At 33.4% G+C, this 12,105-nt stretch carries 14 protein-coding genes; 3 read left to right on the top strand and 11 right to left on the bottom strand.

Features of this window, described 5'->3' with window-relative positions:
* Window positions 1-629: ABC transporter ATP-binding protein (locus tag ACW2QF_RS08285; protein WP_455715531.1), on the top strand; the 629-nt coding region annotated here is incomplete at its 5' end.
* Window positions 630-699: 70 nt separating this feature from the next.
* On the opposite strand, the gene ACW2QF_RS08280 is transcribed toward ACW2QF_RS08285, so the two are convergent.
* From ACW2QF_RS08280 to ACW2QF_RS08260, 5 genes are all read right to left on the bottom strand, one after another.
* Entirely contained in the window at window positions 700-1,248 is a 549-nt protein-coding gene (locus ACW2QF_RS08280; protein ID WP_455715530.1) for a 2'-5' RNA ligase family protein, read from the bottom strand.
* Between the two features lie 201 nt (window positions 1,249-1,449).
* The gene (locus ACW2QF_RS08275) at window positions 1,450-1,923 is read right to left on the bottom strand and encodes a MarR family winged helix-turn-helix transcriptional regulator (RefSeq protein WP_455715529.1); all 474 of its coding nucleotides are present in this window, start codon (window positions 1,921-1,923) and stop codon (window positions 1,450-1,452) included.
* Window positions 1,916-2,614, bottom strand: a complete 699-nt coding sequence (locus ACW2QF_RS08270) for a lysoplasmalogenase (RefSeq protein ID WP_455715528.1) — start codon at window positions 2,612-2,614, stop codon at window positions 1,916-1,918. Before ACW2QF_RS08270 ends, ACW2QF_RS08275 begins: the two co-directional genes overlap by 8 nt.
* Before the next feature lie 116 nt (window positions 2,615-2,730).
* Window positions 2,731-4,632 carry an HD domain-containing protein gene (locus ACW2QF_RS08265; RefSeq protein ID WP_455715527.1) on the bottom strand — a complete coding sequence of 634 codons (1,902 nt, stop codon included), beginning with the start codon at window positions 4,630-4,632 and terminating at the stop codon, window positions 2,731-2,733.
* 53 nt (window positions 4,633-4,685) lie between these two features.
* Window positions 4,686-5,306: a GNAT family N-acetyltransferase gene (locus ACW2QF_RS08260; RefSeq protein WP_455715526.1), complete on the bottom strand. Its 621-nt coding sequence runs from the start codon at window positions 5,304-5,306 to the stop codon at window positions 4,686-4,688.
* A 282-nt stretch (window positions 5,307-5,588) separates the two neighbouring features.
* Between ACW2QF_RS08260 and ACW2QF_RS08255 the strand changes: the two genes are divergently transcribed.
* Together ACW2QF_RS08255 and ACW2QF_RS08250 are read left to right on the top strand one after the other, a co-directional pair.
* Window positions 5,589-6,212, top strand: coding sequence for a DUF4317 family protein (locus tag ACW2QF_RS08255; protein WP_455715525.1), 624 nt, complete (start codon window positions 5,589-5,591; stop codon window positions 6,210-6,212).
* Window positions 6,213-6,399: 187 nt separating this feature from the next.
* Complete coding sequence (locus ACW2QF_RS08250) at window positions 6,400-6,582, top strand: hypothetical protein (RefSeq protein ID WP_455715524.1); 183 nt, start codon at window positions 6,400-6,402, stop codon at window positions 6,580-6,582.
* 136 nt (window positions 6,583-6,718) lie between these two features.
* Here the strand turns inward: ACW2QF_RS08250 and ACW2QF_RS08245 are convergent, their stop codons facing one another.
* The 6 genes from ACW2QF_RS08245 to ACW2QF_RS08220 all read right to left on the bottom strand — a co-directional run bounded on the left by ACW2QF_RS08245 (window position 6,719) and on the right by ACW2QF_RS08220 (window position 11,897).
* Complete coding sequence (locus ACW2QF_RS08245) at window positions 6,719-7,504, bottom strand: amino acid ABC transporter ATP-binding protein (RefSeq protein ID WP_455715523.1); 786 nt, start codon at window positions 7,502-7,504, stop codon at window positions 6,719-6,721.
* Window positions 7,505-7,515: 11 nt separating this feature from the next.
* Window positions 7,516-8,172, bottom strand: a complete 657-nt coding sequence (locus tag ACW2QF_RS08240; RefSeq protein WP_455715522.1) for an amino acid ABC transporter permease — start codon at window positions 8,170-8,172, stop codon at window positions 7,516-7,518.
* Window positions 8,173-8,214: 42 nt separating this feature from the next.
* Complete coding sequence (locus tag ACW2QF_RS08235) at window positions 8,215-9,015, bottom strand: transporter substrate-binding domain-containing protein (protein ID WP_455715521.1); 801 nt, start codon at window positions 9,013-9,015, stop codon at window positions 8,215-8,217.
* Window positions 9,016-9,546: 531 nt separating this feature from the next.
* Window positions 9,547-10,602 carry an FUSC family protein gene (locus ACW2QF_RS08230; RefSeq protein WP_455715520.1) on the bottom strand — a complete coding sequence of 352 codons (1,056 nt, stop codon included), beginning with the start codon at window positions 10,600-10,602 and terminating at the stop codon, window positions 9,547-9,549.
* Window positions 10,603-10,791: 189 nt separating this feature from the next.
* A complete protein-coding gene (locus tag ACW2QF_RS08225; RefSeq protein WP_455715519.1) occupies window positions 10,792-11,394 on the bottom strand; it encodes a hypothetical protein in 603 nt (200 codons plus the stop codon).
* The gene (locus ACW2QF_RS08220) at window positions 11,382-11,897 is read right to left on the bottom strand and encodes a flavodoxin family protein (protein WP_455715518.1); all 516 of its coding nucleotides are present in this window, start codon (window positions 11,895-11,897) and stop codon (window positions 11,382-11,384) included. The genes ACW2QF_RS08225 and ACW2QF_RS08220 overlap by 13 nt, the downstream gene beginning before the upstream one ends.
* Window positions 11,898-12,105 lie beyond the last annotated feature (208 nt).

Here is a 12,105-nt window from a genome sequence, read left to right as displayed (position 1 = left end):
TTAAACCTAAAGTATTAAATAATATAAATCTCTCATTTAAAGAAGGTAGCTTCAATTCTATAATTGGATCTTCCGGCAGTGGAAAAAGCACTCTTCTAAACATAATGGGAACCCTTGATCAACCAACTACCGGAGAATTATATATGAATGGTAAGAGAACTGATAATATGAAGAAAAATGAACTAGCTGAACTCAGGAATGATACCCTAGGCTTCATATTTCAGTTCCACTATCTACTTCCCGAGTTTACCGCACTTGAGAATGTTCTAATTCCTAATCATATTAAGTTTTCAAAACCTTCAAAAGAAGCCTTAGAAAGAGCTAATGAATTACTAGACCTTGTAGGACTTCAAAAGGTTAAACATAATCTTGCAACGAATATGTCTGGAGGCCAACAACAAAGAACAGCCATAGCAAGAGCCTTAATGAACACTCCAAAAATCATATTGGCCGATGAACCTACAGGGAATCTTGATTCTGAGTCTACAGAAAATATCTATAACTTAATGAGACAGATCAACGAACGATTTAAGACAACATTTGTGATAATAACCCACGATAGAGAAATTGCAAAAAAAGCTGATAGAGTTGTAGAGATAAAAGACGGAAGGATAGTCTTGGATATGTAGTAGTTTTTATTAAATAGGGCTGTTGCACTACCTTAACGATAGTGCAACAGCCCCCAATTCTCTAAAAAACTTACGAAGTAGTACAATTACATATTCTTAATTCAAATACTTCGTCTACAACCCATTTTGTTTCTTCCCATCGATACAATGTAATATTATCGAATCGGCACTCAAAGTCACATGGATACCGATGCACAAATTCCCATACCTGGTCATAGATAGGATCTAATTTTTTAGAAGCTACTGTTATATGAAACTTCTTATCTTTTCCGTCTTTTGCATTACATCGAATATATGGAAAACTTTCTAGTAGATCAATGAACCGATCATGTACTGCTTTGGCTCCTTTCGACATTATCACATCCATATAGATAACACGTCTATCAAAATGATTGTAACCTTTTATCTGATATGGTTCTGCTTTCTCCCTCTTTGCAAAATCACGTAGTTTTATCTTCAAATCTTCTATAGAAACATTATATTCAAACGGAGCTTTAATAGTAAAATGCGCTGGTAATGTAGATGATTTCGCCCCGAATTTTTCATACACTTCTTGACGAAGTTCACGATTCATCACTCCAGCTTTTCCTCTGACATCTGCTACAATTACATATCTCATATAACCGCTCCTTTTTCTTTATTATATCTATTTTACACCAAATCAGTCATATATAACCTATCTAATTATAATATAAACTATATATTCCCTACTCAACTTCGCACTTTAAAAATTGTTGCAAAATAGATGAACACATCAGCATTGTACTGAAATCTTCAAGTTGGAAGTTTGAGTTCTTTAATGAAAAAGAGCCAATATATTTTATTTATCCTGTAAGTATGAATCACAAATTGTTTCAAGATTATCTGTAATATCGAAGAAAACACGATAAAAAATTTCACGATCAGCCTCATTTAAGTCACTCGACGCCTTGCTTACCGCCATAGCGATGGCTTCATTCAACTGCTTATTTTTCTCGCTACCTTCTGGTGTCAGCATAATTTTTGTTCGGTATTTACGCTCAGAATCTGTTTCGTTAAGTTTTACAAATCCTTTTTCTGTAAGGTCAACAATCGTTCTTGATACGGCAGCTTTATCTTCCATACACACTTTACTTAGTTCCTTAGCCGTAAGTCCATCTGGGTTTTTACCAAGATAGTACATATACATCACATGGCTCGCCTTGAATCCCATACGCTCAGCTTCAGCAAACTTAAGTTTTTGAATGCACTTATATGCCTTCGTGACAGCGGTTGTAAATGACTCGAATCGTTCTATAAGTTCTATATTATTCATAGCACACGCCCGCCTCTTCACTTAAGGAATTGATTGAAGCATGGGAAATCAGCGAAAATGCTAGTAAAAACTGTGCAGGATAATATGTTCCAAGACATAGATAAGAAGCCACTGAAATACCACCGAATTTATTTAGCATCAGCATCAGATCCGAAATAAAGAATAGTATACTTCCTACTACAATTATTATGTTAGTAATGCTATTCTCTTTCAATAGGTTTGAAATTGCCTTACCAAGCATAAATGAGATGATTATAGCATAAGCACAACATACACCTTGCATTAAAGTCCCACCAAAATCCAAAAACGGAATCAATAACATAGAAGACAATGCAATTACCGAAATGCTCATACCACATAACCAATCTCTACGATTCATTTTTTCAAACATACAGTAAGATATAAAGTAAAAAATGTGTGCTACCGCAAAGACTGCTGTACCTAGATAAAAATTATAATTGAGTAAAATATCTCCAAGCATAGCTGCTGCTAAGGCAACTATCATCCATATCGGAAATTTTAAATTCGTTTTATTCTTAAAACAGTACATAAGATTGATAAGCCCTGTTACCACAAACATAATGCTAGCAACAGCTTTAAAAGATAATCCACTGGTAACCATATAGCAAACATCAAAAGTTAATATAAGAGCCAGCATAATGATATTTGCTAACACAAATTGTTTTTTCATATTCTTTCCTCTCAATATAATAAAAATTGTTGACAAATCAACAATTGCAATTTAACACAATTTTGTTGATTTGTCAACAATTCTACTTTTGATTCTAACAATCCGTTTTTTCTATGCTATATCTGAAATCTTTTCAAAATCTCAACACCAATCCGTTGACCGATACAACCTAACAATTCTTCTCTTTTCTCTTTCAAAGCCCCATTCCCGTCTTTTGCTAAAATATAAATATAGAAGACAGGCAGGTAATCGGAATCAAGCTGTAAAATGTCAGCTATTCCGCTTATATCCTTTAAGGTACTGATTGTTCCCTTATGGCTATATAAATAAATTGGGGAATCTAATCCAATCGAAATCCGTTTAAATAAAGTAACCGTATCATAAGTCTTAAGATTGGTAATAATATGATTTGTTTCCTCTTTGACGATTTCACTGACCATCTGTTCAAAGGATTCTATTTTCATTTCTTTACTATATCGAGAAATAAAAGATAAAATAAATCCTGAAGAATTTTTCATCATATTCTCTAACATTTGATGAATCAGCTCCGTGGATCTTTCCTCGCGAGACTGCTCCATTTCTTTCCTTAGAAATGCTTCAATCTCATCTTTTTTCTTCATTAACTCTACTTTCACAGCATCATCAATAATCTTAAAATTCTCACTCCGCTTGATTAGAGAATGATACCGTTTACTATTACGTAGCAATTCTGCAAGACGTTGTTGTAACACATAATCCCCAGAGTCTTCTTCTATCTTATCGTTATGATAATATTCTGTGTAATAAATCTGTCTTAATACAGTCATTAACCAGGAGTCATTCCATTGAGAAAGTGCATTTGCTTTAATCGCTGATTTCTTATCCCCCAGTGGAAACCATAATCCTGAGATATCAAATGGAATCAGCACTTCACTGTCACGCTGTGTTTCCGATACTTTTTCATTCAAATATTTTTTCACCAGATCTTTTACAATACCTTCTAGAATATAATCTGTTTTGATTACTTTATGATGATAGATAATCGTTTTATAACTATTATATCTGCGGCTAATGAAATCCTCCACGGAACTTACTGCTTTGATTGGAACACAGAAATAAATCTCTCCATTTTCGATGAACATTTGCATATCATTGATAATTCTACTATATTCTATCTTGCCGGCATCGATTCCCGCACTAATAACGTCTCTCGTTACGTAATCCAAGCGATCCCCGTCTAAACTAGAATCAATAATTCGATGAAGATACTGAAATGCTCCATCATCTTCAAAAATTCTTTTAACGCTTTCTAACACAAGTAGATCAAATAAATTTTCAAAGTATTGCCCATTATCTTCTGAAATCGGATCAATAATTTTGCTAAGAATACCTTCGCTAATCTCGTCACCCATTTGTTCGTGTAATTTCTTATCACCCTCAAAATATTTAGACATGATATCAATGAATTCTTTTGCATTTTGATCTTCACTCACTTCTTTGTCCTTATACTCCAGATAAACATCTTTCAAAGCGTACTCCACAATATGGCTAAATGGAGGGTGTCCAATATCATGTAATAATGCTGCTGCCCGAATGGCTTGAATTAGGATAAGATACATGTCTTTATACTGATCTGGTATATTGTTTGGTATAAGGGAATGTCTCACTTTATCCAGCTCAATTTGCGGTAATGCCTCCGGCAGTTTACCACCTAATTTTTCTTCGCAAACTTCTGTCTGCTGTTTTAATCTATCTATAATCTCTACATATTCTCTTTCAAAGATTTCAAAAAATTCACTGAGCGTTGAATTGGTTGTATTCAGCAATGATTGAAAGAACATATCAGAACAAAGTTTCATCGTACCAATGGAGTGTTCAAATCGTTTGGTTCGATTCGTTGGAAATGTAAGATAAACTGTAGAATTTTGATATACATCATGGAGACGATTAAAACCAATTGTTGAAACAATTCTTTTTTCATATTCCGTTAATGAAATTAATCCATGAATGGAATCATTTAAATTAATACCTTTTTTCAAGTTGTTCCTCCTACTGTTTTTTTATCTATTATAAAGTATATCCGCTCATAATTCTACTGATTCGGTGTAAATATCTCTTTGTTATATGCAATTACATCTATGCACTTTATAAAACCTACACTACGATATAATCCAATGGCTTTTTCATTATCTGCTGATGTGTCAACATATACGTATTTTAATCCTCGCTCTTTTAATATACCAAGCCCATACTGAATTGCCCTTCTTGAAAGTACTACTTCTGGAATATAACGATCTAAATCGATTACCGCTGAATACGTTACCTCCCCCTGACTAACATATCCTAATGCAATTAACTGTTCCTTAACTAAATTATCATTGCATACTGTACTTATGCTTTGACCCTTATGTAACATTTTCTCAATCAGTGGTATAATTTCTGCTATCTTTTCCTTCCATTCTGATAAAAGAGATACATTATATTCTCCCTCTTCTAAATAAACGAGAGCGTACCCGATTGTATGATTCCCTAGATAAATCAGCTTTCCATATTCGAAAATCTCATCATTATTGTCTCCAAAAAAATATCGATCTACACCAATTCCACCAAAATGCTGGTGCCAACGCTCTGGCGTCTCTTTACAGATTAAACTCTCCACAGAAAGTAGTAACTGATAATCTTCTTCATTTTTTACTGGTATTATTTGCACCATATGTTCACCCCTCATCCTTTGCTTCCCTTTATGGAAGAAATTATGTAGTTAATTATAGCATTATTTACATCAATTAACATGGCAAGTTTGACTTAATTAGAACTGGTAAGACTGTAATGATGAGGATTATAAAATATATGTATAGTGTCCTTTTATCTGTTAATGCATTATAATAATCTCGAAAGGAGTAATATGGATTGAAAAAGATAGCCTTATAATAGGGACAAAAGCAAGTTTGCCAAAAGGGAAAGTCACTTGACTTTATAAATTAGGAGGACAATTATGATAAACAGAGAAGATATGCTGGAACTTACTAGAAGAATGACAATAAGCCGAACATCTTTTACAAGGATTGCAGGAAGCTATATCGATTCCGATGGCTACATTGATGGAACATTTAATACAAACTTTCTAAAACTAACCCAAAAAGACAAACAATATAATCTAAACATTGCCAAAACCATACCATTTGCCAATACCAATGAGAATCTGAAGGAATATCCATTCACAAATAATGATAAGGGAAACGCAAGCATGTGGAAGCTTCTTCATGCAATGAGATCCTGTGGACTCAAAAATGATGCACTACTTGATACTTTCTACGAAATTATTGCAGAAAAATATCAAACTAAGAATGACTATGCAATCTTGGTATTTCACGATCGATATGATATTCCTGTAAAAGCAACCGATAAAGAACGCCTAGGAGAATCAGAGGAGGTGTTTGAATATCTAATATGTGCCATATGCCCGCTGATTGGGGACTATGAGCCTGGAGATCCTGAATTTGGGTTTCTATATCCTATGTTCCAAGACAGAAGTTGTGATATTAATCACATCGGAATCTTTAACAAAGACAAAGGAAATTTACAGACTAAACTGGAAGAGTTCTTATTACGTGGTTAAGGACTTCTATCGTTTTATATAAAAATAATTTTCAACTTCCCTTCCATATATCTTATTCAAAATAAGTAAAAATAATATCAATATTTATTTGTAAATATAGCATTTTGTTTATGGTTTACCATACGAAAACTAATATATTAACAGCACAAATTGTAATACTATTAAAGTAACAGAAAGGAGATTTATTATGTCAGACCCAAGAAATCCTAAAGCAGTTCCTACGAAATCATCTAGATCCATTCATAGTAATGAGTTTGGAAATATTCCTATGGAAGACAATTATGATGATGGTCATATCCCAGAAGTTGATCTCCCAATGAACACAGAATATCAATTTCACAACCAAACACTGAAAGATTTATATCGATAATAATATCAATTCATAAAAAAACAAATAAGCCTACATAAAATGTAGGCTCATTTGTTTTTTTAATAAATATAATTATTAAGTTTCTCGTTTATCTATTCACTTACTGTGAGCTAGTTGTATAAAAGGAAGAAGCTTCTTATCCCTCCATATATCTCGTTAAAAATTGTTTAGTTCTTTCTTCTCTCGGACTATCAATGACTTGTTTTGCCTCTCCCTGCTCCACGATCATACCATCATCCATAAATATAATTTGATCAGCAACGTCTCTCGCAAATGCCATCTCATGGGTTACGATAATCATCGTCGTCTTTTGTGCAGCTAACCCTCTTATCACCTTTAACACTTCACCTGTAAGCTCTGGATCTAAGGCTGAAGTTGGTTCATCAAAACAAAGAATGTCAGGCTTTAATGCCAATGCTCTAGCGATTGCAACTCTCTGTTGCTGTCCGCCAGAGAGTTGGTGTGGATAATGGGATATACGATCCGCTAATCCCATCTTCTCCAATAAAGCTTTGCCGTGTTCATCAATTTCCTCATAAATATCTCTTTTATGCTGCTTAAAATCTGATCTTTCTTTTGCTAACAACCGTTCTGCTAAAGTAACATTCTCAAGTGCCGTATATTGTGGAAATAGATGAAAGGATTGAAATACCATACCAAAATGAAGTCGCTTCATCCTCAAATTCTTCTCTTTTTGTGAAGCCTGCCAACTAGCATCAAATAAGGTCTCTCCTTTTACTTCAATGCTTCCTTTACTTGGTGACTCTAAAAAATTCAGACACCTTAATAACGTAGTCTTACCAGAACCAGAAGAACCAATAATGGCTAATGCATTTCCTTCTTCTAGCGTAAAGCTAACATTTTTTAAGACCTGTGTACTACCAAAATCTTTCTGTATGCCATTTACCTCTAAAACCGCCATATTCGTCCTCCTTATCTGAAATAATCTAGTTTTCGCTCAATGTAATTAAATAATAACGTAAGAATACCTATAAATAGTAAGTAATAAACTCCTGTATAAAATAGTGGCCAAGTAAGTCCTGCTGATTTCATAAAGGAATATCCTGCAAATGTAAGTTCATATGCAGCAATAATTCGTGCCAGCGAAGTATCCTTTACAAGAGTAATAATCTCATTGGACATAGGTGGAACAACATGTTTTACCATTTGCAATAAGGTAATCTTAAAAAAGATTTGGCTTTTTGTCATACCAAGTACTTGCCCAGCCTCTCGTTGTCCTGCTGGAACACTTTTGATACCACCGCGAAAGATAACCGAAAAATAGCACGCATAATTTATAGTAAATGCCACCACAGTAGCCATCATTCGTCCAGTTTCATCACCACTCCATATATTATGTTTTAACCATAACCCTGGTCCATAAAAGATAATAATTAATTGTAGCATTAACGGTGTACCACGAATCACCCAGACGATGACTTGTATTGCACTACGTAATAATCTCCATTTACTCATTGACGCAAACGCAAGGATAAGCCCCAATGGAAGAGCAAATAAAAGAGTCAGTATAAAAATCTGAAATGTGGTCAATAAACCGTCAAGCAATGCTTGCGTCACAGTATAAAACATAACAATTTCTCCTTTGTTTCAATCCAATAAAAGACGTAGTTATTATTTACCCTTAACAACAACGACTTGTGCATTGTTGCAATAGGCATTGCTACATTCCATAGCCTCTACCACTTCATTGGTTAATGTCATACCATTCCATACAACATCAATGTTCTTTGAATCTAACTCCATAATTTTGTTATCCCAATCAATTTCAATAAATTGTACTTCTACACCTAATTTTTCTGCTACGATACGAGCCATATCTGCATCAAAACCAATCCATTCATCAGAACCATCTTTATAATCCATTGGTTTAAAATCCGTAATACCAACGATTAATGTACCTTTTCCTTGAATATAAGATACATCACTATCTTCCGTTGCTGTATATTCTGTTGCCTTTTGCTCAACAAGAGATTCTTGAACACCGTATTTCTTAGCAATCTCTTCCATTGAACCATCTGCATAAGTGTCTGCTAATACTTGATTGATATAAGATGCAAGATCTGATCCCTTACGGCAACCAACACCATATTCTTCTGTTGTTAATTCTTCAGTATGTATCATATCTGGATAACTTGTACCTTCTCCTATCATGGCTCCAGCCATTAACAAATCAATGATGGCTGCATCGGAAGTTCCTGAAGCTACTTCCATTAATGCATCTGCTTGGGATGCAACGGAATTATATTGATATCCTTTTTCTTTTGCTGCTGCTTCACCAGCAGAACCAGCTTCTACTGCATATACAATATTATCACCATCACTGCTTGTTTCCTTTGAATCCTTACTACATCCTACCAATGCTAAACTCATGACTAAAACTAATATGAGTGTAATTGCTATTTTATTTTTCATAGATTCTCCTCCTAATTTAATACACGCAACTTTTTTCTTTACTATAATATCATAGTAGCATATTAAAGTAAAGAAAGTAAATATACTCTAAATCTAGAACTGCCTGCATCCTTTTATTTTCTTACTATCTAATCAATACTACCTTGACGAATTCTCTCACTGTCTATCTGGTACTTTAATCTTCTCTTATATATATTTAGGAGCTTACTATAGCTTACCTGACAATTTGATATGTGATTTTTTAGCAAGAACTATGCCCAGAGTGATAAAAATAACTATAAACTCCACAAATAATCAAGCAAATACCTGCGCGAAGTAATGCCTTGTGATGATTTAAAGACTCTGGAACTTGTATATGACCTAATAAGAAGGGTAAAAAGATAACAGAAAATGCAAATAGTAAACAGATAAACACCAATAAAAACCAATTACCCTTCGTATAAATACATCAAGTCAGTAATAATAAATTTAAAGAAATAAAAAAGTAGCCAAGATTTACCCTGTTATTGCACACTTACAACTTCTTGAATATTAATCTTCTGAAAAGAATTTACCATTTTTTCTAATATACAGATAAAAAAGCACTTCAAAAACGAAGCCATAGATTACTCCGAATACAGTGTCTACTAAACGAAAGAACATAGCCTCTGGAAAGCCGAATAGATTAGTGCCGATAGCAAGTGCCCCAAAGGAATTAAATACTGTTTGCCAACCATAAGTTGCAGAAAGTCCTACTCCAATTCCGCCAATGATACCAATATTATTATATAAATAACTAGGAAAACAATTGTATATAACGAAGAATATAATAATGCCTAGTATATTGCCACAGATTCTTTGTTTTAGGCGTTCTTTTATATTCTTCCTATAAGGAACGAGTACAGACATCGCAGCAATCCCTACCCACACTATTCTTAGAAAGTGAAAACATTCTGCTAGTAATAATGCAGAAGACACACTTAAGGTAATTAAGAGTTGCCATTGGGTCCTAGCAGAATGCAGATCAAATGCTTGGATTAAATCCTTAATTTTCGCTTCATAAACTTTTTTATGGTGTTTATGATAGTATACGATACAAACAAGTAAGGCCCCCAAAGCTAACCCTACTAATCTTTTCATATAGGCAGTGCCAGACACATCATAGCCATATAGGAGTAAATAGCTTAAAACCAAAGTTGAGTGATTGGACATCTTGATATTATGACAGCCTAAAATCATTAATGTACCAATAGATAGTAAATGAATAAAAGTCGATATAAAAAGATTATTATAATGAGCAAAGTGTGAACCAAGGGCAAAAACAAGAAACATAGCTACTAGTGAAACCATGGCTTGATGTATATGAATTTCTAAATCCACATTACGAAATACCAAAATGCATAGTAAAGTAACCACACCTACATTACTATTGTTATTTCCAAAAAGTATGATAAATCCTAGCACAAAAGCTATACAAAAGGCCAATGACAAAATGATTTTAAATAAATAAATGACAATGTGGTAGATTTTTTCTCTGCCGTTTTTCGAATTTTTGATAATTTTCTTTGACCCAGCTTGGTTAAGTTGTAATTCTTCATAAAATGTCATAATTGAAATCCTCTATTCTGTCAATCTATGGATTGGGATGCTATAGTTTAGTTATGTGTATGTTTTCCTGTTGACATTCATAATTTGAAAATTTAAGAATACAACTTAGCTTGCGCCATGCTGGCACACCAAAAATAGAGGGCATATCCGCTTTGGATATACCCTCTTAGCATTATCTTCATCTTATCCTTATTCAATTTCCATTGTTTCCATTTGTTCTTTAGTGATACCATTTTTCTTTCCATAATTTATCCAATAGTTTGTAGATGCTTTGATAAATACTTTTTTAGAAAGAAGCATAGTTGTTTGTAGTGATTCATATTTCCTCTTATAAATGGAAGAAGATAATCTTTTAATTTTTTTTGTTACGAGTATTTTAAATGGTGTATTTAAGATTGCTTCACCACTACCTATTCTTAGGACAGATCCAAAAGTAAAATTATTTTGCTTGCAAAATAGTTTCATCATTTCAATTGCTACATCATTTTGATTATACTCGATAAAACCACAATTTATTAGAACTGACACTACAGGTTTGTTTTTTTGTGTATTTACTTCAAGTGTTTTGAGGAAATTAAGAAGTGTCGTTGGTATACCATCTACGTAAAGCGGAAAAACAAATAAAACATCTGAAAACTCTTCCATCTTTGCACAGAGTTCATTATGATTTGTTTTCGTAATATTAAAATATTCAGTTTCTAATTTACAGTTTTTTAAGAATATATCGGCATAACCCTTGGAGTTTGATTTAACAGCTCTTGGGCTACCATTTACTATCATTACTTTTCCCATTCCGATACCTCTTTTCTTACTGTTTGTTCTAGCTCTTCTTCAGTTACAAAAATAACTTCATAACTTTCAAAGTGCATATTATATGCGTTGCGCTGTACAAGTCGCTTAAAAATCTCTTTTTCTTCAGTCGGTATATTTCCATATGCAATAATCGTTGCTTTTTTAAGGGCTACATTACGCTGAACATGATGTGCTTCACCATTTACTAAGCGTATAAATGCTTGCTGAACAGGGATTGAACGTTCAATCATAGTTTTCATTATCGTATCATAACTACCATATTTAATTCGGGTGATATAAAGCAATGTATCGCTTTTTGCGATATAAGGATACACATCTACAGCATCGTCACGAATAACACATTTGCCTGGTGTTTTTACCCAACACCCAAAACACCCAACACAATTTGCAATTTTTAATGATGACAAGTCTATGTATTTTATACTATTGTCACTATCCTTAAGGGATATATTTATTGCTTTATCACTTAATATAAGTTTCATGTACTTCCTCTTATATAAAAAATTCCGTCTTATTATATCATTATTTGCATTAGCTGTCTATTACCCCTTAAAGGGTGGGGACTGTTGGAATTATCTCTTACGTTTTCTCCACATTCATGGATTAGGTATTCATTTCCTCCAAATTCACTTTTTCTTATCTACTATAAATCTATAAAATTAGTAATACTTTCATAATACTCTTTAGAAT

The organism is Anaerosporobacter sp. (genome assembly GCF_965301125.1).
This window is presented reverse-complemented; position numbering and strand designations above follow the sequence as displayed.